This window comes from Paenibacillus sp. FSL H8-0283 (assembly GCF_045040675.1).
In the GTDB taxonomy this organism is placed as follows: domain Bacteria; phylum Bacillota; class Bacilli; order Paenibacillales; family Paenibacillaceae; genus Paenibacillus; species Paenibacillus amylolyticus.
This window is the reverse complement of the sequence record NZ_CP150295.1, coordinates 4,020,589-4,044,076: the sequence shown is the minus strand read 5'-3', so window position 1 is coordinate 4,044,076 and position 23,488 is coordinate 4,020,589. Positions and strand designations below refer to the sequence as shown.

General features: G+C 41.1%; 17 protein-coding genes and 1 pseudogene. 15 read left to right on the top strand and 3 right to left on the bottom strand.

All coding sequences use genetic code 11. The features are described 5' to 3' along the window. Nucleotides 1–12: 12 nt before the first annotated feature. From MHI52_RS18060 to glnA, 3 genes are all read left to right on the top strand, one after another. Nucleotides 13–1,266 carry a methionine gamma-lyase family protein gene (locus MHI52_RS18060; protein ID WP_076250168.1) on the top strand — a complete coding sequence of 418 codons (1,254 nt, stop codon included), beginning with the start codon at nucleotides 13–15 and terminating at the stop codon, nucleotides 1,264–1,266. An 82-nt stretch (nucleotides 1,267–1,348) separates the two neighbouring features. Next, the gene (locus MHI52_RS18055; RefSeq protein WP_017687924.1) at nucleotides 1,349–1,762 is read left to right on the top strand and encodes a MerR family transcriptional regulator; all 414 of its coding nucleotides are present in this window, start codon (nucleotides 1,349–1,351) and stop codon (nucleotides 1,760–1,762) included. 129 nt (nucleotides 1,763–1,891) lie between these two features. Next, nucleotides 1,892–3,220: a type I glutamate--ammonia ligase gene (gene glnA / locus MHI52_RS18050; protein WP_036613569.1), complete on the top strand. Its 1,329-nt coding sequence runs from the start codon at nucleotides 1,892–1,894 to the stop codon at nucleotides 3,218–3,220. Nucleotides 3,221–3,289: 69 nt separating this feature from the next. Here glnA and MHI52_RS18045 read toward each other — a convergent pair. After that, nucleotides 3,290–4,473 (bottom strand): annotated as a pseudogene (locus tag MHI52_RS18045) (tyrosine-type recombinase/integrase). Nucleotides 4,474–5,816: 1,343 nt separating this feature from the next. Here MHI52_RS18045 and MHI52_RS18040 point away from each other — a divergent pair. The 3 genes from MHI52_RS18040 to MHI52_RS18030 all read left to right on the top strand — a co-directional run bounded on the left by MHI52_RS18040 (nucleotide 5,817) and on the right by MHI52_RS18030 (nucleotide 11,500). Then, nucleotides 5,817–6,836: a phosphotransferase enzyme family protein gene (locus MHI52_RS18040; protein WP_405157394.1), complete on the top strand. Its 1,020-nt coding sequence runs from the start codon at nucleotides 5,817–5,819 to the stop codon at nucleotides 6,834–6,836. A 1,354-nt stretch (nucleotides 6,837–8,190) separates the two neighbouring features. Next, on the top strand, nucleotides 8,191–8,898 hold the full coding sequence (locus tag MHI52_RS18035; RefSeq protein WP_405157393.1) for an adenosine deaminase: 708 nt from the start codon (nucleotides 8,191–8,193) through the stop codon (nucleotides 8,896–8,898). 1,300 nt (nucleotides 8,899–10,198) lie between these two features. Then, nucleotides 10,199–11,500 (top strand): aldehyde dehydrogenase, encoded by a 1,302-nt coding sequence (locus MHI52_RS18030; RefSeq protein ID WP_405157392.1) that lies wholly within the window; start codon nucleotides 10,199–10,201, stop codon nucleotides 11,498–11,500. Between the two features lie 104 nt (nucleotides 11,501–11,604). On the opposite strand, the gene lexA is transcribed toward MHI52_RS18030, so the two are convergent. Continuing rightward, nucleotides 11,605–12,231, bottom strand: a complete 627-nt coding sequence (lexA, locus tag MHI52_RS18025) for a transcriptional repressor LexA (protein ID WP_017688034.1) — start codon at nucleotides 12,229–12,231, stop codon at nucleotides 11,605–11,607. Between the two features lie 297 nt (nucleotides 12,232–12,528). Between lexA and MHI52_RS18020 the strand changes: the two genes are divergently transcribed. The 5 genes from MHI52_RS18020 to MHI52_RS18000 all read left to right on the top strand — a co-directional run bounded on the left by MHI52_RS18020 (nucleotide 12,529) and on the right by MHI52_RS18000 (nucleotide 16,651). After that, the gene (locus MHI52_RS18020) at nucleotides 12,529–12,906 is read left to right on the top strand and encodes a LysM peptidoglycan-binding domain-containing protein (protein WP_405157391.1); all 378 of its coding nucleotides are present in this window, start codon (nucleotides 12,529–12,531) and stop codon (nucleotides 12,904–12,906) included. Between the two features lie 95 nt (nucleotides 12,907–13,001). Next, on the top strand, nucleotides 13,002–13,211 hold the full coding sequence (locus MHI52_RS18015) for a DUF896 domain-containing protein (protein WP_017688036.1): 210 nt from the start codon (nucleotides 13,002–13,004) through the stop codon (nucleotides 13,209–13,211). A gap of 125 nt (nucleotides 13,212–13,336) precedes the next feature. Beyond that, entirely contained in the window at nucleotides 13,337–13,846 is a 510-nt protein-coding gene (locus MHI52_RS18010) for a hypothetical protein (protein WP_017688037.1), read from the top strand. Between the two features lie 28 nt (nucleotides 13,847–13,874). Further along, the gene (locus MHI52_RS18005) at nucleotides 13,875–14,666 is read left to right on the top strand and encodes an HAD family hydrolase (RefSeq protein WP_339282970.1); all 792 of its coding nucleotides are present in this window, start codon (nucleotides 13,875–13,877) and stop codon (nucleotides 14,664–14,666) included. Between the two features lie 944 nt (nucleotides 14,667–15,610). After that, nucleotides 15,611–16,651, top strand: coding sequence for a hypothetical protein (locus tag MHI52_RS18000; RefSeq protein ID WP_405157390.1), 1,041 nt, complete (start codon nucleotides 15,611–15,613; stop codon nucleotides 16,649–16,651). Between the two features lie 480 nt (nucleotides 16,652–17,131). Here the strand turns inward: MHI52_RS18000 and MHI52_RS17995 are convergent, their stop codons facing one another. Continuing rightward, a complete protein-coding gene (locus MHI52_RS17995) occupies nucleotides 17,132–17,677 on the bottom strand; it encodes an acireductone dioxygenase (protein WP_405157389.1) in 546 nt (181 codons plus the stop codon). Between the two features lie 179 nt (nucleotides 17,678–17,856). On the opposite strand from MHI52_RS17995, the gene metH reads away from it, so the two are divergent. The 4 genes from metH (at nucleotide 17,857) to MHI52_RS17975 (ending at nucleotide 23,483) form a co-directional block, all read left to right on the top strand. Further along, a complete protein-coding gene (gene metH, locus MHI52_RS17990) occupies nucleotides 17,857–21,297 on the top strand; it encodes a methionine synthase (RefSeq protein WP_405157388.1) in 3,441 nt (1,146 codons plus the stop codon). 81 nt (nucleotides 21,298–21,378) lie between these two features. Next, entirely contained in the window at nucleotides 21,379–22,317 is a 939-nt protein-coding gene (rnz, locus tag MHI52_RS17985; RefSeq protein WP_017688042.1) for a ribonuclease Z, read from the top strand. Between the two features lie 140 nt (nucleotides 22,318–22,457). Then, complete coding sequence (locus tag MHI52_RS17980) at nucleotides 22,458–22,592, top strand: hypothetical protein (RefSeq protein WP_255319801.1); 135 nt, start codon at nucleotides 22,458–22,460, stop codon at nucleotides 22,590–22,592. A gap of 81 nt (nucleotides 22,593–22,673) precedes the next feature. After that, complete coding sequence (locus MHI52_RS17975) at nucleotides 22,674–23,483, top strand: TIGR01457 family HAD-type hydrolase (RefSeq protein ID WP_051449967.1); 810 nt, start codon at nucleotides 22,674–22,676, stop codon at nucleotides 23,481–23,483. The last annotated feature ends 5 nt before the right edge of the window (nucleotides 23,484–23,488 follow it).

Sequence of the window (23,488 nt, the reverse complement as noted above, 5' to 3'; positions counted from 1 at the left end):
GAATGAAGTAAGATGGTAAGCTTTGATTCAGAAATATCTGAACTTCAACGTCAAGTGGAGCGTCAGATTGAAGGACAACTGCAACAGATTGATCGGATCACAGATCACAATCAATGGAAGGTGATTAATGCTTTCCAACAGCGAAAAGTAAGTGATTTTCACTTTGCAGGTTCAACAGGTTATGCCTATAACGATCGTGGCCGTGAAGTGCTTGATGAAGTATATGCTGATGTTTTCGGCGCGGAAGCCGCGTTGGTGCGTCCTCATTTTGCTTCAGGTACTCATACGATTAGTACAGCTCTCTTTGGAGTTTTGCGTCCAGGTGACGAATTATTGTACATCACGGGTAAGCCTTACGACACATTGCATAAAGTTATTGGCAAACCCGGTGATGGTACAGGTTCATTACGCGATTTTGGCATCGGTTACCGTGAGACGGCCTTAACTGATGAAGGTGGAGTGGACTGGGCAGCAGTTGAAAAAAGCATTACACCGGCTACAAAAGTCATTGGGATTCAACGTTCACGTGGTTATGACTGGCGCTCATCCTTCTGTGTTGCTGAGATTGCTGACATGGTTACGCGTGTTAAAGAGCTTAAGGAAGATGTCATCGTATTCGTAGACAATTGTTACGGTGAATTCACGGAGGAACGTGAACCGACAGAAGTCGGAGTTGATCTGATGGCCGGATCACTGATCAAGAATCCCGGTGGAGGCATTGCGGAAACCGGTGGATACATATGTGGGAAGGAACAATACGTACAGCTGGCAGCTTATCGTCTAACAGCCCCTGGAATTGGAGGAGAGGTTGGAGCAATGCTGGGGACAACACGTGGCATCTACCAAGGACTTTACATGGCACCGACAATTGTAGGACAAGCTATCAAAGGAAGTACGTTTGCTGCTGCGATGTTTGCTGAATCCGGATTTGTAACCAAACCCGCCTGGAATGAAGCTCGCACAGATCTGATCCAGGCTGTTAAGTTTAGCTCTGCCGAGCATCTGATCGCCTTCGTGCAGGGGATTCAGCGTGCAGCAGCTGTGGATAGCCATGTGGTTCCTGAACCGTGGGACATGCCTGGTTATGAGCACCCTGTCATTATGGCGGCAGGTACGTTCATTCAGGGTGGAAGTCTGGAATTATCAGCCGACGCGCCTATTCGGGAGCCGTATATCGGGTATATGCAAGGCGGATTAACGTACTCTCATGTCAAATATGGCGTTTTGATGGCGTTACAGACTATGAAAGATCGTAAATTATTGTGAGTTTATCTAACACGTCATTGACACTTGGTAATAACTAAATGTACAATAGGGTGAAGAATAGATGACTGGAAGGTTGATGAACATGGGTGATGAAATCCGCAGAAATATGGCCTTATTCCCAATTGGTATTGTAATGAAACTTACGGATCTGTCTGCACGTCAGATTCGTTACTATGAGCAGCACAGCTTGATCGTTCCTGCGAGAACGTCAGGTAATCAACGGTTATTCTCTTTTAATGACGTAGAGAGATTGCTAGAGATCAAGGCTTTGATTGAAAAAGGAGTTAACATCGCGGGCATCAAACAAGTGATGAATCCTGTTTCAAAAGAATCCGAGGAAGCTACAGTTATCACGCCAGATACTGAAGTTAAACGCAGAGAGCTGTCCGATACGCAGTTGCACCGCTTGCTGAAGCAGCAGCTTGTATCAGGTAAGAGACCAGGACAAGTATCTCTCATTCAGGGAGAGCTTTCCCGATTCTTTAATAAAAACTAAATTCGCATAACTTGGCGAGTGAGGGGAAAACATGCACTTTTGGTGTGAGACTCCTTGACCCGTGGAACTTTCTAATGTACAAATATAACAGGCAAGCCAAATACGCAGATAAGAAAGGGAGAGGTTATAGTGAGTTATACAAAAGAAGACATTCTCCGCATTTCGAAAGAAGAAAACGTACGATTCATTCGATTGCAATTTACTGATTTGCTTGGAGCTATCAAAAACGTTGAGATTCCTGTGAGTCAGCTGACTAAGGCTCTGGATAACAAGATGATGTTCGATGGATCTTCCATTGAAGGTTATGTACGTATTGAAGAGTCCGACATGTACCTCTATCCAGATCTAGATTCTTGGCTTATTTTCCCATGGGTTGCAGAGAACCGTGTTGCACGTCTGATTTGCGACGTATATCTTCCGGATGGTAATCCGTTCCCAGGAGATCCACGTGGTATCTTGAAACGTAACCTGAAGGAAGCCCAAGATATGGGATTCACTTCCTTCAACGTTGGTCCTGAACCCGAGTTCTTCTTGTTCAAAACAGACGAAAAAGGAAACCCGACTAACGAACTGAATGACCAAGGTGGTTATTTCGACCTTGCGCCTACGGATCTTGGTGAAAACTGTCGTCGTGACATCGTTATCACACTTGAAGAAATGGGCTTTGAGATCGAAGCTTCCCACCATGAGGTAGCTCCAGGTCAGCATGAGATCGACTTCAAATATGCTGATGCTCTGAAAGCTGCTGACCAGATCCAAACGTTCAAACTCGTTGTTAAAACGATTGCACGTCAGCATGGTTTACATGCTACATTCATGCCAAAACCGCTGTTTGGTATGAACGGATCCGGTATGCACTGTAACCAATCCTTGTTCAAAGGCAATGAGAACGCATTTGTTGATGAGTCGGACGAGTTGGGTCTGAGCAAAACTGCTCGTCACTTCATGGCTGGAACTCTGAAGCATGCACGTGCGTTTGCAGCAATTACTAACCCAACTGTGAACTCATACAAACGTCTTGTACCAGGTTATGAAGCACCTTGTTATGTAGCATGGTCTGCTAGTAACCGTAGCCCAATGATTCGTATTCCAGCTTCCCGTGGTCTGAGTACACGTGTTGAGGTTCGTAACCCGGATCCGGCTGCTAACCCTTACCTGGCTTTGTCTGTTCTGTTAAAAGCAGGTCTGGACGGAATCAAACGTGAGCTTTCCTTACCAACTCCAATTGACCGTAACATCTACATCATGTCAGAAGAAGAGCGTGTGGAAGAAGGCATTCCAAGCTTGCCAGCTGACCTGAAAGAAGCATTGAATGAATTGATCCGCAGCGAAGTCATCTGTGATGCTCTCGGCGACCACGCCTTGGCTCACTTCTATGAGCTGAAAGAAATTGAGTGGGATATGTACCGTACACAAGTCCACCAATGGGAACGCGATCAATATATTACGTTGTACTAATCGAAAAAACCTTGTAACTACGGGGTTTTGAAGGAATGAACCGGGGGACGTTTTGAGGGAATTGCACTTCTATTGAGGTTGCGTCCCCCAAACGTCCCCCGGTTTTTGATTTTCTGATCCAAAAATACGGGAAGTGTACTCTTCATACTTATCAATGTTACGCTTTTCTAACTTCTTGGAAATATGAGCATACACATCTGATGTAATTTGCACACTGCCATGTCCAAGTTGCTCTTGTACAAATTTTATATCAGCCCCAGCTTCAAGCATGATCACAGCATAGGTATGTCTCAAAGAATGAATTGTTAAATCCTCACTTAAACCAGCTTTCTTAAAATTCTCTTCGAAGCATTAAATAATCTAGATTTAGGCATCGGGCTACCATCATTCCTGCACAAGACCAGATTTAAATCGTGTCTGTACATGGACTCCTCTAAATTGATCTTATTTTGATTCTGCCATGAAGCATGATACCTTAAATCATTAACAATTCCTTTACTTACACTAATTGTGCGGGTAGAATTTTCGGTTTTTGTATCTCCGAAAAGTTCGTCCTCGTCTTCAGCTTGGAAATCGAGTGTTTCATCCACGCGGATCGTCTTTTCTTTGAAATTGATATCCGACCACTTTAGAGCGGCAGCCTCCCCTTTTCGTAACCCCGTTTCAATCAGCACTTTAAAGAAAATCCAATAAATGTACCCATCTACTCGAGCAGTATGAAGAAATTTGGGAATGTCCTCTGAATCAATGAATTGGATCGTCTTCTTTTTGTGCTCTCCTTTAATAATTGAACCTTTACATGGATTGCGTAATATTTTCCCTTGAATCAATGCATGCTCTATGGCTGAATATACTGTTGAGTTAATGATCTCGACCGTTCGTTTACTGAGTCCCTTTTTAAATAGAGAGTCCAAAAAGACTTGATACATATCTGGTTTTAAATCCTGGAGCATCAGACGCTTAAAATAAGGTTTGATATGGGTGTTAAGATTGTTATCATGTAGATTGATTGTGTTCTTTCTTACAACACCTTTTTTGTAATTATCAATCCAATTACGAATGTAATCTACCAAAGGAATGTCGGACTGTTCAAACCCTTCTTTTGTCTGCTTTAAAAATTGCGCAGCAGCCAGTTTAGCCTCTGGTTTAGTTCCAAAACCAGCCTCAGATTTCTCTTTTTGTTGTTGAGTGAACGGATCGGTGTACTTTAACCGATACCTCCAGCCACTTTTTAATTTCTTGAAACTTGCCAATTTGATTCCTCCTAATAGAACGTTAGTTCCTTTTTTGTGTATGTAAAACCGCCTCACGGCGATGTAAGCGTAATTTTGAGCAGAGTAGTGAAATGTTCTGGGTTAAAGATGAAAAAGGAGAAAGAGCTTCAAATTAAAGCCGGAAAAGATATTTTAAAGAAATCATCAAAAAACGAGCCTTCGGTAACTAAGGCTCGTTTGTGCAGGAGTCATATTTGGCTCCAATAACTATGTTTGGATTAGTGCAGAGGTTTGTTGCGGAAAAGTAACTAAAACAATTCCACCCTATTTCACAGGATTTGACCATACTTTAGCTTTAAAGTTCTTGTCCTTGGTTCGAGACCAGAACTTGTACCGATTGCCGAAAAGGAAATGATCTGATTACCGATTAGATAAGTATTTAACTACTTGTCACTGCTCTAATTCATTAAGCTAGCGGGCAGTTTAGTTTAAGATTAACTGCGGTGAACCATATCATCGCTAGTGATAAAGCAGAGAATTGAACTGGATATCGCATCGGCAACGCTGAGTTTGCAGGAAGGAGCTTAAACTATTCACGTACTCGATACATGTGGAGTGTCTAATATTGATGGTCCGTAAGGAATAGATGAGATGTGACAGTTTAGCTCAAACGACTTAATTGTATAGTGTTGACACTTCGCCCACTTGGAGTAATATGTTACTATTGAGATAGCATTCTATTTCCAATGAAGACATATTTTAGTTTGAATGTTATCTATGAAGGGGAGACACTATGACAATGTTCGAGATATGTTCTATGCAAAGTCTATTTTATGAACAACGGCGGTTGTTTGTATAGAGCTAATAATATAAGTAACCGCTTAAATCCGGATAGTGATAATTGTTATAGTGTAGACTTTGCTACCTTAAAATTCAACTATTTTAAGGAGCGGCTATCATGAGATATGTAAATGCCGACATCATCTTTCCAGAAGAATTACTAAATGAAATACAAAAGTATATTAACGGTGGATTGGTATACGTCCCTAAATCAAAAGGTTTGCGTAAAAAATTGGAGTGAAAATTCAGGCAGTAGAAAAATTTTAATCTTAGAAATGATGAAATCCGGCGAAAGTTTCTCGATGGTGGCACTATCGAGAAACTTTCAGATCGATTTTTCTTTTCAAGCGATACTATTAAAAAGATCGTTTATACAAAATAATAGTTTAACAAAAGTCGCATTGGAAGAAATTCTAATGTGACTTTTTTGTGTATATTATGGTTTAAATTGTTTACTACATATTTTCAAGCTTTTACTATCGTTATAATAACATATAAGAGAAGTAGTTGGTTTACTTCATAAAACTGTAGGGGGATAACAAATGAATGATTTTTTTAGATTTGATACTGATGAAGAACGGCGGGCGTTATTAATCAGAGCAAGGAAAGTCGCTTTATCTGCAATTCGAAAGTATGACTTAGAATGGGATAACATCCAGTTTATTCAACTATCCGATACGATCACGTATAAAATTGAAACCAGTACAGATAACAATTATTTACTTCGCATTCATTCGGACCGATTAAGCAGAGAGGAAATTCGTTCGGAGCTCCTACTGTTACAAGCCCTGAACAAATCGAAAGATCTAACTGTACCAGAAGGGATGGCAAATTGTGATAGTATTTATGTATTGGACATCGAAACAGAGATAGGATATAGGCGCCCTTATGTAACGATGATGCGGTGGATAGAAGGTGAAAAAGCAGTAGGTGAATTTACAGATAATCAAGCATATAATATGGGTGTATTGATGAGCAGGCTCCATGCCGCGGCAAAGGATTTCAATCCACCTTCTGATTTTGTAAGACCTACTTGGGGAGTAGAAAGTTTTAAACGTGAAATGGCTAAGTTGGAACGTTATTATGAACGTTTTTTATCCGAAGAGGGGTGGAAGCTGTATCAAGATGCAGCTGAGAAGGTTGTATCCCAACTTACCACGATGCATCCAAGTGAACATAACTATGGGCTCATTCATGCTGATTTACATACCGGTAATATGGTTTTTAGAGATAATCAACCCTATCCGATTGATTTTGGAAGATGTGGGTACGGATATTATCTCTATGATATGGCAGGTACCATATTGGAGCTTTGGCCAAAACATCGATGGATGCTTGTCCAAGGTTATGAGAGCATGAGGAAGTTGGAAAAGGACTATATTCGCGATCTGGAATGTTTTTTTGTCATGTTCATGATCGAGAACACCTGCCATCACTCCTCTGATCCAAGAGAAACAACCAGTTTAATCGATGAACAAAAGTATGCCCAAGCATACATAAGAGAATATTTAAATGGTAATCCATTTTTATTCGAAGTGATCGAGCCTGTAAATGTGGATTAATACTAACCGATACCGGGCTAAAATAATGATATCTTATGGTGATGATTTACAATAGGTCGCTGTTTAGAGTGTTTGTTCATATCATCAAGTTTTAAAAACGTGAGCTATGACTTCGAGTTTATATAAGATCTACTTGTGTACTTAGCGCTGAAACTTTTCTGTTTATTATGAAGATTTATGCTTATTCATGAAGTTTGTCCGATCCAATTGTTCTTCAGCTTCTCTAGTTCCCCTTCATTTTCGGGGTGTATTTTGACGGAGCTGTTTGGGTCGTTTCGTGATTTTTTAAACTGGCATTGAGTTGGAATGAAGGCGACTCGAATTGGTGGGTCGTCTTTTTTCTTTTCTAGGGGCTTGATGGTTTGCGCCGAATGTTCAGTTCAGCGAGATGCCAAAAACGGTTGAGGCATTATGGAAGATCGAGCTTTTATATGGAAAGCATCCGTCCTATACGGAGCGTCCAGAATGGGTAGCTGTAGGAATGATGGGAAAACTTCTGATAAGAGATGATGGCACATCTCGAGAGAACGGGTACTGTATAGAACGTTATTTCTTTTTTTTGTGTATGTAAAACCGCCTTACAGCGGTGTAAGCGCAAGTTAATCAAAGTATCGAACAGAGCAGTAAAATGTTGTTGTTGAAAGATGTAAAAAGGAAAATCTTCGAATTAGTAACGGAAAAGATATTTTACAAGATACATCAAAAAACGAGCCTTTGTATATAAGGCTCGTTTGTGCAGGAGTCATATTTGGCTCCGAAAGTTATGTTAAGTCTACTACATTTGTTTTATCGCTGAGAAAGTAACTATAAGTCGGAATAGAGATGTGTCTAATCATTGTGCGTTTAACTGAAAATATCATTTAGTATCCTAGCGCATGAGAAGTTACATATTATTATACAGCAACTGAAACGCTGAGATAAGGAGTCAGATATTAAAAAACGAAATATAGTACTGAAAATAGCTGTTGAGCAAAGGGAATTATACTGGTTAAAGCTATCATCATAAATATTATTTAAAAACTTTAAGGTATATAAGAGAAATTATACCAAATTTATGTTATAATATTTTTGAGTTGGAAAAACAATACTTGATTCTGTGAACAAGAGGTGAGAGCAACTATGAAAAATAGAAACATAACAGGTATTGTATTGGCTATAATCTATTGCATTGTTCTTTACTTTATTTTAACAGATTCTCCGCCTGGTGAAGCTCCAAATAATCCGTTCTGGGTTTATTTGTTTATTCCAATTGGGGCTATTGTGATTACATCTTTGTTTGATTACGTAATCAAATTCGATTTTTTTAGAAAAAAGAAAGATTAGAATTGAATGGAGGACTAAAATGATACAAACAATGAAAATTGCTAAAACATTTTTAGCCGGAGTCATGCTTTCTACATCTATCTCAATTCCAGCATTCGCTCAAGATCAGGCAAATTCTTTACCAGCACTTCAAGTGGAAAATAGCCTTTTAGAACTAGTCGAAAGTACAACCGATAATTCCATCACTTTTAAAGACGGTTCTACATTAATTCAATATGACAGCTATTATATTGCAACAGATTTAAATGGTAAAGATGAGTTAAAAATTACAAAAGTTGATGAGACTAAAGTAAAGTATGAAAATCTTCAAACTGGCGAAGTGAATTATGCTACAAACGAAATAAAACCTATTCACGAAGATCTCAGTTTCTCGCCACAAGCATTAGCAGACGGTTATGTATATAAAGGCAAAGTAGAAAATTCCACAGAGATAATATATGCAACTGCTTCTGCAATAGCAGGTATACTTGCTTCCTTTATAGGAGGACCTGTAGGTGGTAGAATAGCGGGCATACTTGTAAGCATCGGTGGTTATTATCTTTCTAAGGATGCTCCTAGAGCCTACTGGGTAACAAAAACATACACTAGAGATGTTAGGCATAGTGATTTTAGTGCGACATTATTCATCAGGAAGGACCATCACTATTATAAATATCATGATTATACCGGTTTTATTGATACCGCTTCTACAATCCAGACTTGCCAACCTTTTGGTTGTGGTCCAGTGAACGAATATTAAATCTATTTATGTCGGATAGAAAATATCCCATTAAAGTCGCTATTATAGCGGCTTTTTTGTTTTATTCGTACAAGTTCATTTTTCGATTACCGATTAGATAAATATTTAACTACTTAGCAGAAACTAAATAAATTGATAGAGTGGTCTTACGAAAAAGAAAAGCTCAACCGATAAAGCAATTGATGCTTTAATCCGTTGACAAAATATTAAAGGAGTAACAAGTAGGTTTCTAACTGGCGTAGGTGTTGTTGTCACTCTTCCAGTAGCTAAACCAGCTGATTAATGTACGTGCAAATACGAGTGATAGCTGCCATTGCTCACATGCGTGGTTATAATCCAAAAGATGATGAAGTTAAAACGTTGGTTTTTTCGTGTCTTACCAGACAAGCTGCTACAGATATTTTGAAGGCTGGTATAAAACCGGGCAGTATACCTGTAAAGAATGCGATTAGTAAGATTTCAAACGTAGCAATTAAGACTATAAATCATGTTTGGTGAAAATGGTATTATGTTTTCTTTCCAAATAAGTGTAGCCCAGCTGAATTAGACTTAAAAATAGTTTTAAGATAACGGACAGGATAGTGTAATTATTACGCGAATTATCCTAGGGAGTTGCATAAAGAAGGAAAAGCGTATCTAGAAAAATAAAAAAACTTCTTAGTGAGACTGGTGGAAAGTGTGCAAACCCGGGATGTTTAAGAATAGAGCCTGTTGATTACCATCAAATCAAGGTATGGGCAATTCATAAAAAACACGAAACTAGGCACATGATTGCGTGGAAAACTTAAAATAACTGATGATGAGTTATATAGATGGAAGCAGATAAAAGGGTCACCAAAGAAGCCTATGTTTGTCTGTAAGCATGGCTTACTTTTAACATGATGCATTCGTTCACAGATAGATAATCGTAAAGCTCTCTTTTCATTAATGAAAGGGGAGTTTTTTATATGTGGTAACTAAACATTTCTATTTTGAAGAAATGTATCAATTCATGTTAGTAACAGCGCAAAAACCATTGTCATTTATCTAGTAACCCATTAAAGAGAAACTGAAATTAGAATTCTTTCTTACAGTGCATCCAACTGTCGGAAGCAAAAAATCTAAATTAAGCTTCCTTAGAAATTCTAATAGCCATTACATAGTAGCAAGTACTAGCTTTCACTCTATAAAAAATCCAACCAACGTTCAAATACATACAAATGGATGTTTCATTTGTATGTTGAAAGTTTCATATAGAAGAGGTATACTTTAATTAAATTTTGAACAATTTAATTTTAAATAATTAATTGGAGATGTTAATATGGATCAGGCAAAACAACTTGTGATAGAACAACGTACATTTTTTTATACAGGACAAACTAAAAATATCGAGTATCGGATTAATGCACTTCAACAGCTTAGAAAGGGAATTGAAAAGTATCAGCAACGGATTCAAGATGCACTTCGGGCAGATCTGAACAAATCTGAGGCGGAAGCTTACGGTTCCGAGATTCGCATTGTTCTGGGTGAACTGGATTTTGCATTAGAACATCTGCAGGAATGGGCTGCACCAAAACAAGTCCCAACTAATCCGGCTATGCCGGATGGGGTGAGCACCATTTACCCTGAACCATACGGAGTGGCTCTTATTATTGCACCTTGGAACTATCCTTTCCAACTGGCCTTTGGTCCACTGATTGGAGCAATTGCAGCCGGTAACTGTGCAGTTATCAAGCCTTCTGAATTAACACCAGCGGTATCTCGTTTGACATATGATCTGATTCAGGAGATCTTCCCTCAGGAGTATATCGCCGTTATGGAAGGGGAAGTTGAAGCCAGTACAGCATTGTTGAAAGAGAAGTTTGATTATATTTTCTTCACAGGAAGCACAGGTGTTGGTCGCATTGTTATGAAGGCAGCTGCGGAGCATTTGACTCCTGTAACCCTGGAGCTAGGGGGCAAAAGTCCTGCTATTGTCCATAACGATGCAGAACTGAAGCTGGTGGTCCAGCGTATTGTTCGTGGTAAGTTCCTGAATGCAGGCCAAACTTGCGTTGCTCCGGATTATTTGCTTGTACATGAACAAGTTCATGACGAATTGATCAATCTGATTGGCGCAGAGATCAAAGATAAATTTGGGGACGATGTGTTACAGAACGCTGATTTCCCGCATATTGTTAACTCGCGTAACTTTGATCGGTTGTCGAAATTCCTAACAAATGGAAAAACGCTGATTGGTGGACGTTCTGTACGAGAGCAGTTGCTCATTGAGCCGACTGTACTTGGAGATGTGAACTGGGAATCAGCTGTCATGCAAGAAGAGATCTTCGGTCCGATTCTTCCTGTATTTACGTACAGTGACCTGAATCCTATGCTAGATGAGATTGTTCGCCGGCCAAAACCATTGGCGCTATATCTCTTCACACAGGATGAGCAGCTGCAGGATCAGGTTCTGAATCAAGTATCCTTCGGTGGGGGATGTATTAATGACACACTTTCTCATATGACTTCACACTATCTCCCGTTTGGTGGTGTAGGAGAGAGCGGTATGGGCTCATATCACGGACAACAGAGCTTTGATGTGTTCTCGCATCACAAGAGTGTTCTGAAACGCAGTGAATAATTAGCCGCTAAAATAACATAAACAAGAAAAAAGAGGTTGTCCTGTTGATCAGGACAACCTCTTTCGTATTTCATTACATCTAGTTTTGTTACTCAAGTTAAATATTAATGAATATCTCGGAAAAGGCCAATGACTTTACCCAGAATACTAACATGTTTCAAACGTAAAGGTTCGAAGGTCGCATTCTCCGGTTGAAGGCGAATATGATCTTTCTCTTTATAGAACGTTTTCACTGTAGCTTCATCGTCTTCAGTCATTGCAACGACGATATCACCGTTATCAGCAGTTTGCTGTTGACGGACAATAACGTAATCTCCATTAACGATTCCAGCTTCCACCATACTATCTCCCACTACTGAAAGCATAAACACTTTCTGTTCGCCTACATAATGTGTAGGAAGAGGGAAGTAGTCTTCAATGTTCTCGGTTGCAGTGATTGGAACCCCGGCTGTAACCTTACCAACAACAGGAATACGTGCAACGCTATGAGCAAATTGATGAGAATGCTCAGATTCTTCCTGGCTCAAAAGCTCAATGGCTCTTGGCTTGGTAGGGTCGCGTCGGATCAAACCTTTTTTCTCCAAACGATCCAAATGTCCATGTACTGTTGAGCTGGAAGCCAGTCCAACCGCTTCACCAATTTCCCGTACGGAAGGAGGATACCCCTTCAACCGGACTTCATTTCGTATAAACTCCAGAATAGCCTGCTGCCTGCTGGATATCTTCGACATACCGTATCAACCCCATTTTAGTAACGTTTGGGAAAATTATAACATAGAACCTCCGTTCGTACAAACATAAGTTCTAAATAAAATAGCATTAAATCAGTGTTTTTTAACTTATAGAACAGAAATTGTTCAAAAGTCAGAGCATAATATTGCAAATGCTTTGCAAATGTACTTGAAATAAGATATTGCTCCTTCTAAAAAAGAAGCGAACAATTGTTCTAAAAATCTATTGAACAAAACAAGTGTTCGTGTTATATTGATTTCAACAGATAGGAACAAACGTTTGGAGGCGGGTATTTAATGAGATATTCTACTTATCAAAGCATTTATGAACCAATGAATTCGGAACTGGTGAAGTCTAACATAGGGAAATACAAGAAGGTTTTAGCGCGTTTCAAGATTTCTTCATGGATGTTAAAGGTAGCCATTACCTCTTTGATTATATTTATTGGATGTAGCACTGTTTTAACTGTATTTGCCGGCAATGAGAATGATGTTCTGCCTGGAGGAAAGATAGCTGTTTCACAAGGGGAAACATTATGGAGTATTTCTTTGGAACATAAACCGACGAATATGGATACACGTGTTTATATAGAAGCAATTAAGAAAGTGAATCAACTTCATACAACTTCCATCCAAGTGGGACAAGTACTAGCTCTACCGCAATTTGCAGAATAAAATGCACATCAATAAGTGTTAGCGCGTGTCAGCTTGACAAGCAGCCTTTATAATGGCAAAGTTAATATGACTTTGTATTTTTGGAGGGGACAAGCTTGGATATAGATAGTCTGGTAGCACGCATTAACGAATTGGCTCGTAAGCAAAAGTCCACTGGATTGTCGGAGGAAGAACTTGCTGAACGTGCCGAGCTAAGAGAGATTTATTTGAGTAATATTCGCAGCAATTTCAGACAACAACTGGATACCATTGAGATTGTTGATGATGAGAATGACAAAGGCCACCAAGGCAAACTCAAACACTAACGAAACCTAATGATATCATTATGATATTTAGGTTTCTTCCTGTTATTTTGAGTGTGCAATTTATAGGGGGAAATGTTGGTTTGCAATTATGTAAGCCGATACAAAGACACATAAGGGGGATTCTCATGTCGCGTTCGTTCGAGAGAACGGTTAAGAAAAATTCCAAGCAGTTAAATCAGCAACGCAAAAAAAGTGGTCAACCAATCACGGGTACACCAGGTGAAGAAGTCTTTAAGGGACGCAGCTTGTTGTTCCCAATATTTTTGATCGGTCTCGCCTTTTTGTATCTGTTTATGAGCACATTCCTTGTGCAAGCTCCAATGACAACTTGGGACTGGGTGACCATGTTGCTTTACGTATTTTTGGCAGTCATCTTCATGCTTCGCCGTCCATACATCAAGATTAGCAGTAATCGGATTATAACGACGAAGGGTAATCGTGAACGTTCAATTGGGGTTGACGATATCGTCAAATTCAGAATTGAACCAGGTACAGTTGTTATCGAACATAACAGTCGCGGGAAAAGATGGGTGTTTACCAAGTTATTGAACCGTTACGATACAGATGCGATTGCAGAACGTTTGCTGAAATTTGCGAAAGCACACCAGATCACCGTGGAAACCGTCGAAAAGTAATTATTGCATAAAGGGGTAGATGATCGGAATGGCGTTAAAAGCGATTTTGTTCGACCTAGATGATACTTTATTATGGGATGAGCGTAGTGTTCGAGAAGCTTTTCATGAGACTTGTCTAATCGCAGCGCAAGAGACTGGGGTCAAACCAGAAGAACTTGAAGAAGCTGTTCGTAATGAGGCACGTGGGCTGTATGAATCATATGAAACCTTTCCTTTTACCAAAATGATTGGAATCAATCCGTTTGAAGGCCTTTGGGCTAACTTTACTGGTGGGGATCAACCTGAGTTCCGTCAGTTGGAACAGCTTGCTCCAGTTTACCGTAAAGAATCCTGGCGTCGTGGCTTGTTGAAGTTGGGTATAGATCGGGAAGATCTTGCTGAACAACTGGCTGCGCAGTTTGGAGTAGAACGGAGATCCCGACCACATGTATACGAAGAAACGATGGATACCTTGCGTCAGTTACAAGGCAAGTACAAACTGTTGTTGTTAACGAACGGTTGTCCTGCTTTGCAACAAGAGAAGTTGGATGGTGTACCTGAATTGACTCCTTTCTTTGATGAGATTATTATCTCGGGTAACTTCGGAAAAGGAAAACCAGATCCGTCGATATTTGAACATGCTTTGAGTAAACTGGGTGTTAAACCCGAAGAGAGCATGATGGTTGGAGACAAGTTAACGACTGATATTCGTGGTGCTTTATCATCTGGCATCCAATCCGTATGGATTAACCGTGAGCATAAGAACAACAATGAAGCGTATGCGCCAGACCATGAAATCAAGCATTTGTCTGAATTAACAGGTCTAATTGCTAATTTCTGAACCCACTTGTGATTTCACTAAATCAAATATAACATGAAGCATTGCGGCTATTTGGACGGTATTATCGTTCACATAGCTGACAATGCTTTTTTGTTTTTAGGGTGGTTTAGCGGGTACGATGACCGAAATGAATATTACATCTATTTATTATTTATTATGGTAAAATTTATTGAAATTGTATAGGGGGTCAATTAAAATATAGTTGATATACTAGTGCCGCGGCCATATCAAATTTAAGGTAGAGATGTTTTAAAAAATTTCTAACCGCAATTATAGTAAATTGCCAGTCATTCAAATGTCTACTGTGCTTTATTATGTACGTATTCCTAATGGGATACCATAATACTGCAATTCTTGAATGGAGGGAATTCGAAGGTTAAGGCATTGATTGGTTAGTACACGGAGTCAAATTCTTGATGTTTAGCCAACTATTATGGCTTTGGTGTCTATTGGATTTCTAGCAGTTTTTGAATCTTCAGCGCTCGGTCGGACTTAATACATCTTTTCGATGCCTTCACGTGACGCCAACTAGCAAGTGGCTCCGTGAACATAAAGGCTGTTGCTTCCTTAAAAGGGAGGAAGTCAATGATCATTCTATAATGAGTATGACAAAAAATGAATAAAATATCTTGGAATCAAACGATATATTCCTCTATTTATCCAATTAAGATAATTGTAAGCATGGTGTAAATGATGTGAATTTTATGTTCTGAATGTAACGCATGGAATACCTACCTTTTCACTGATCTGTGCCTCCCGAGCTCGCTCGAATTAATAGATCACAGACGACGCAAATGCTTGGGGTGTAAAACGGCTCACGAATTCCTTTTCGCTCATCTGTCACCCCGGGCTTGACAATCGGTCATAAAGAAAAATGAAATTTAATCCTTTTAATGGATTATAGGAATCCAAATAGTTACTAAGCCCACCCAAAGGAGACTCTTATGGATAAAATCATCTCTCTTACTGATTTTCAATATTTCAACGGTATGAAAAAAATGTTCCCACATAGCAATCATCCCTTCCTAAATTGCAGCCATAATTCTCTAATGACAATTGCCGACTATTTCAAAAAGGATAAGTTTTCTATAGTTAATAATTTCACCACGATATACAGATTTGATAAAGATAAACTAGGAAGTACCGATTATTTCAAACTGGATATTTTGAACTTTAAGAGGCTAGATCAAGTAATGGATGAAATGTGTATTTCAATGAATTTTACTTCACCACATATAGATTCGTTACAATCAGAAATCATTAGTTCGCTTTCAAAAGGAAACCCAGTTTCCCTTGTTATTGATTTATATTATCAAAGAGGCCGTGAGTTTTATTTTAACAAAAAGCATGGTCTACATCCCATTTTAGTTTACGGCTTTAATTTAACAACCAATGAGGTCTATATTGTTGATGATATAACGGAGTATAAGAAGTACGTTGTACCGTTTACGGAAATCAAAAAAGCTTGCATGAGTGAAGAAATCAAGCCAGATGAGCCTTATTTTATTGAATTTATAAACAATGTTAATTATCATCATGAGAGAGACCCTAAGGAAATGTTGCACGAAAGTATCAAACGTCTTAAAGATAATATGCTGAACCATCAGGACGAAATAATTGAAGGGATACAAAGTATATCATTATTGGCTGATTTTTACGGAGATAGTATAACTAACGAAGATATTATAGAAACTTTAAGTAGCACCATCTATAGAAAGTGTTCGGAAAAGTTTAGATTAGTCGCTCTTTATGAACAACTTAATCCAGATCTTATCCATACAACAAAAGAAGAAATTGATTTAATAATTAATGAAATTATTATGGATTGGACAAATATTAGGGCAATTACGACCAAGGCTATCTTCTCACAAAACATTAATAGCGACACAGTTCGTAAATGCGTCCAGTTAATTAGACATTTACATGACAAAGAAATAAAGTTCATAAAGCAATTTTATAATCTACTTAATATTTTAGCCATCTAGAGGAGCTTTCTCTGGCATAACTTCTGGAGCTATGAGGCATCGCAGTCGTAATTTTTCATCCGTATCACGTCAACCAAAGCAAGGGAGTTGAAGAATCTATAAACGAGCTTAGGTTCTAAACGAGCATGCAACTACTTGAAGCGGGCAAAACTTATATTGGAGTCTCAGCGGTCTTACATCGTCTAATATCGAGTTGATGATTCTTTTGGAGCAATATGAGATGTTTGCTGTTTGCCAAGTAACTTGAAGATAGTATGCTGGAAGTAGGCGAATGTTCAAATTCCAGGCACGAAAGAAATGCTAACCTAGTGAGAAGTAAAGATCACGGAAAAAATGAAAACGGGACGAAGTAAGATAGATCTCTACTTCGTCCCGTTTTCAACTTATGAGAGTTGTTTCACTAAACCGATCGATTTAAAGGTCAGTTCGTTTGGGTCTTTGGGTCAGGGGCCATGAAAGACCTGAACACATCTTGAAGGGTCAGGCGTTCTTGATAAAAGTAGGATCAGGGTATGGATCTGCAATCCAGCCATCTTTTTCGATGAACAGACGTACAGCAATAATTTGTTTGTTCTCCATTAAAGTGAAGAAGTGCGGTGTATTCTCAGGTACAGAGATAACGTCTCCAGGAGACAGTTCTACATTAAAGTAGCCCACATCATCTGTAGCTTTGATAACAAAGATTCCTTTACCAGCAACAATTGCACGGATCTCATCTTCAGCGTGGGTGTGAATTTCTTCGAACTTGGCGAGCTTTTCTTCGATATCTGGTGTTTGTTCGGACAGCGTGATGACATCCCAGATCTGGTACCCGCGACGTGCAGCCAAATCTCTGATTTCATAATTGTAAGTTTCCAAAACCTCGGTTTTCTGTTCATCAGTTAATCCAAAGTTATTTTGCAGATCAGTGTTCAGTTTGGAAGCGTCCCACTTCTCATATAATACTTCGTATTTGTTTAAGAAATTTCGAACATTATCGTCACCAGTGATGCGTTCGTTCGTATTTCGGATAACAATTTCAGCCATGTTCTTTCCCTCTTTTCCACTTGGTTTAATTGAATTATATCGGATTGCTTTGTTTTTGTCGATTCTCAAATTCCGTTCATATTCGTGCAAACCCGCCATCTTTCGGGACCAAACCCGATCTTTCACATTAAGTTAGTTTCTGTTAAACTAAGATCTAACGTTTTGCGGGGGTGAAGATATTGGATAAGATTAGTCTACACGATGCATTAAAACAACGAATATTAATCCTCGACGGTGCAATGGGGACCATGATTCAACAAGTTGATCTGACTGGCGAAGATTTTGGCGGCGAAGATCTGGATGGATGTAATGAAATGTTAGTGCTTACTCGTCCAGAACTGATCCAGCGCATTCATGAAGAATATCTGGAGGCTGGCTCCGATTTAATTGAAACCAATACATTTGGTGCCACATCCGTTGTGCTTGCTGAATACGATATTCAGGATCGGGCACGCGAGATCAACCTGGAAGCAGCCAGAATTGCGAAAGCTGCGGTTGATCGTTTCTCTACACCTGAATCTCCACGTTATGTGGTAGGTGCGATGGGACCAACAACCAAAACACTGTCTGTAACTGGGGGAGTAACGTTCCAGGAACTTATCGACAGTTATTTGGAGCAAGCGCTTGCTTTAATAGAGGGAGGCGTTGATGCGCTACTACTCGAAACCTCACAGGATACCCTCAATGTAAAAGCAGGTAGCATTGGAATTCAGCAGGCCTTCGAACAGAGTGGTGTTACACTGCCCCTGATGATATCAGGAACGATTGAACCGATGGGAACGACCCTTGCAGGTCAGAACATCGAATCCTTTTATATATCCTTAGAACACCTTAACCCAATTTCGGTAGGACTAAACTGTGCTACGGGTCCGGAGTTCATGCGTGATCACATTCGCTCGCTTTCCGGAATGGCATCGGTTGCCGTTAGTTGTTACCCGAACGCGGGTCTTCCGGATGAGAATGGTAATTACCATGAGTCACCAGACTCACTTGCTCAGAAGATTGGTGCTTTTGCCGAACAGGGCTGGTTGAATATTGCTGGTGGATGTTGCGGGACAACCCCTGCACATATTCGAGCGATGCGCGACACACTTGCCCAGTACCCCCCAAGAGAAATGAACGGAACACATCCACCGGCTTTATCTGGTATAGAACCGATCTACATCGAACAGGACAATCGTCCATACATGGTTGGTGAGCGTACGAATGTGTTGGGATCACGGAAATTCAAACGACTCATTGTAGAAGGTAAATATGAAGAAGCCTCGGAAATTGCTCGTGCTCAAGTGAAAAATGGAGCGCACATTGTTGACGTGTGTGTACAAGATCCGGACCGCGAAGAGTCTGAAGACATGGTGAAGTTCCTTGAATTGGTTGTAAAAAAAGTGAAGGTTCCTCTCATGATTGATACAACAGATGCTTCAGTAATTGATCTGGCCCTCCAGTACTCGCAAGGTAAAGCGATAATTAACTCCATTAACCTTGAGGATGGCGAAGAGAAATTTGAGCTGATCACACCGTTGCTTCATAAATATGGTGGTGCGGTTGTTGTCGGAACGATTGACGAACGGGGTCAGGCGATTAGTCGGGAAGACAAGCTTGACGTAGCCAAGCGCTCTTACGATCTGCTGGTGAACAAATATGGTCTCAAACCAGAAGACCTCATTTTCGATACGTTGGTGTTCCCGGTAGGTACGGGAGATGAACAGTACATCGGTTCAGCCAAAGAAACCATTGAAGGTATAAGAGTGATTAAGGAAGCGATGCCAGAATGTCATACGATCCTCGGGATCAGTAACATTTCATTCGGACTGCCTGAAGCGGGCCGTGAGGTGCTGAACTCAGTATTCTTATATGAATGTACCAAAGCAGGTCTTGACTATGCGATCGTGAACACAGAGAAACTGGAGCGTTATGCCTCCATTCCTGAAGAAGAACGCAGACTCTCCGAAGAGCTTTTATATAACACGAATGATGACACTCTGGCGGCGTTCGTAGCGGCGTTCCGTAACAAGAAGGTTGAGAAGAAGGAAAAAATCTCGAACCTTTCATTAGAAGAGCGTCTCGCTTCATATGTAGTCGAAGGAAGTAAAGAAGGATTGCTGCCAGATCTCGAACAGGCACTTGCCAAATATACAGCACTTCAAGTAATTAACGGTCCACTGATGCGGGGGATGGAGGAAGTAGGTCGTCTCTTTAACAACAATGAGTTGATTGTAGCTGAGGTGTTGCAGAGTGCGGAGGTTATGAAGGCTTCTGTAGCATATCTGGAGCAATTCATGGAGAAGAACGAGACTTCGGTTAAAGGCAAGATCATTCTGGCCACGGTCAAGGGCGATGTGCATGACATCGGTAAGAACCTGGTTGAGATCATCCTTTCCAATAACGGTTACCGAATCATTAATTTGGGTATAAAAGTACCACCTGAACGTATCATTGAGGCATACCGAGAAGAAAAAGTCGATGCGATCGGTCTCTCGGGTCTATTGGTAAAATCAGCGCAACAGATGATTCTTACCGCTCAGGATTTGCGAACAGCAGGTATTGATGTGCCTATTATGGTTGGCGGAGCGGCGCTAACACGCAAATTCACCAAAAATCGTATCCGTCCTGAATATAACGGAATGGTTGTATATGCCAAAGATGCGATGGATGGTCTGGATCTGGCGAACAAATTGATGAATCCTGTTTCACGTGAAGTGATGCAACTGGAGATGGAAGCTGAGAAAGAAGCTGATGCTTCAGGTGCTGTAGCTGTTCAGGCTCTTCCAGAGCTTACGCGAGTGGAGCGTTCGGATATTGCTGTAGATCATCCGGTTCTTGTCCCGCCTGATCTGGATCGGCATACGATGCGTAACTATCCTTTATCACATATCCTGCCATACGTGAACATGCAGATGTTGCTTGGACATCATCTGGGGTTGCGCGGTTCAGTAGAACAACTGCTTGCTTCAGGTGATAAGAAGGCTACCGACCTGAAAGCAGTCGTGGATGATATCATGCAAGAGGCTGTTCGTGACGGGATTATTCAGGCGCATGCCATGTATCGTTTCTTCCCGGCTCAGTCCAGTGGTAACAGCGTCATTATCTATGATCCAAAGGACACCAGTAATATTTTGCATACATTTACGTTCCCACGTCAAAAAGTCGAGCCGTTCCTATGCCTGTCCGACTTCCTGAAACCTGTTGAATCCGGTCAGATGGATTACGTTGGTTTCATGGTAGTTACTGCCGGACACGGTGTGCGTGAACTATCCACGGCGTGGAAAGATCAAGGGGATTATCTTCGCTCGCATGCTCTGCAATCCGTAGCGCTCGAAGTAGCAGAGGGATTAGCTGAGCGTGTGCATCATATGATGAGAGATATCTGGGGATTCCCGGACTCTGCCCAGATGACCATGAAGCAACGTCATGGTGCACGCTATCAAGGCATCAGGGTATCTTTTGGATATCCGGCTTGTCCGGATCTGGAAGACCAAGGGCCGCTGTTCAAGTTACTACAGCCTGAGGATATCGGTGTGGAATTGACGGAAGGTTTCATGATGGAACCTGAAGCTTCCGTATCAGCGATGGTATTCAGCCACCCGCAAGCTAAGTATTTTAATGTAGAGAAGGCATAAATTCAGTAGAGTGTCAGGCAAAGCCCTCCGCATTGTCGGAGGTTTTTTGCTGGCAACAGACAGAAAGAGGTGCGATCCAGAATGGAACTATATTTCCTGGGAACTAATGCTGGTGTACCTACGCTTCAACGGAATGTAACTTCCATTGGGCTACGCATGTTGGATGAGCGCAGAGCTTTGTGGTTGTTTGACTGCGGGGAAGGGACGCAGCACCAGATTTTAAGTTCTCCGCTTAAACTAAGCAAATTGGAGAAAATATTCATTACACATCTGCATGGTGATCATGTATTTGGACTTCCAGGACTGCTTTCGAGCAGAGCCTATCAAGGTGGCACCACACCATTAACCGTATATGGTCCGCCAGGTACGGAACGAATGATCAGTACAACAATGGAGCTGAGCCAATCCCGGGTTAACTATGATTTGAATATCGTGGAACATACGGGCGGCGTCCTGTTCGAGGATGACAGTTTTATCGTGGAAGCTGCTTTGCTTGAGCATCGGATTGACAGTTATGGATACCGGATTACCGAAAAAGATCGTCCAGGGAGCCTGGACCCAGCCAAACTGGCGGAATACGGTCTGAAACCAGGCCCATTGTTCGGCCGACTGAAACGTGGAGAAACCATTACGTTGGATAATGGTGATTCGCTTCGTCCAGAAGATGTATTGGGAGCGCCCAAGCGTGGTATGGTGATCACCATATTGGGTGATACACGTCCATGTGACAACGTACAGCCACTTTCCATAAATGCAGATGTACTTGTACATGAAGCTACATTCATGCATGATCTGGCCGATACAGCGCATGAGTACTATCATAGTACTTCTAAACAAGCGGCAGAAGCGGCTAGAGCAGCCAATGTAGGGCAACTAATCATGACTCACTTCAGTTCACGCTATAAGGATGAGGATCAACTTCAGCCACTTTTGGAAGAGGCGCAGTCCGTATTCCCGAATACCAGACTTGCAAACGAACACCAGCTTATTCCTGTCGTGCATCGCAAGCAAGAATCTTAACCCTGATTGCGAACCAGTGCACGGCTAAACACGTCATATAAAGATCCGGGTAATTGCACGGGACTGAGGGAGAGGAACTCCCGCGGTCCCTTTTGCAATCTGGTCAGAAAGCGTGTAGGATGGGCAATATGAAGAGGGAAATGATTCAAATTATTTTCCGGGAAAGCGCAGGAAATGACAAGCTTGTACAGAAGACGCGCGAGTTAAACCGTCGGTGTTCGATCCGGTTCGACTTGTTGCGTGCATATGCCAGCAAGCCATTATTTTTTGCCTGAATACATAGGTTCGCGGTCAAGTTCGAGGTAAATGATTAAGGACATGAAACGTTAATGGAATGAAGAAAGGAAGTGCTGTGTGTGATTAAGGCCTATCTGATTGACTTGGATGGTACGCTCTATCATGGCAGACATCGTATCGAAGGAGCCGATCAGCTTATTCGAACACTGCAAGAGCTAGGAAAGCCGTATTTATTCGTAACAAATAATTCTTCCCGTACACCACAAGGTGTGGCAGATCATCTGAACGGGATGGGCATACCTGCCGACGCGTCTCAAGTATGTACTTCTGCTGTGGCGGCTGCTGAATATGTTGCTGAAGAGTCCCCGGGTGCAAAAGTGGCATGTATTGGAGAAGCAGGACTGCTGGAAGCCATAGAAGAAGCAGGACTACAGCTGACGGAAGATGTACCAGATTACGTGATACAGGGGATTGATCGTGAATTTTCCTATCATAAACTGACCAAGGCGCTAAGGTGGATTAATGCGGGATCAAAATTCATCATGACCAACCCGGATCTGCAGCTTCCTTCCGATGATGGACTGACACCTGGGGCGGGAACTATTGGAGCAGCAATTGAAGCAGCAACCGGAGTTCATCCTACCGTTATTGGCAAGCCATCGAGTGTTATAATGAAGTCAGCCATTAGCCGGCTAAACCTGGCGTCTCATGAAGTGGCAGTAATCGGAGATAATATGCGAACCGATATTGCTGCTGGAGTGGCAGCAGGGTGTGAGACGCTGTTGGTACTTACCGGTGTGACAACACGGGATAATATGGATGGACACATTCAAGCAGCGAAGGCTCGACCTGATCATGTGTTTGAAGATTTGCATAAATTGATGGAGTGGCTGTCGCAAGAGGCAGACCAAGCTTCCAAAAAGGGGTAATGTAC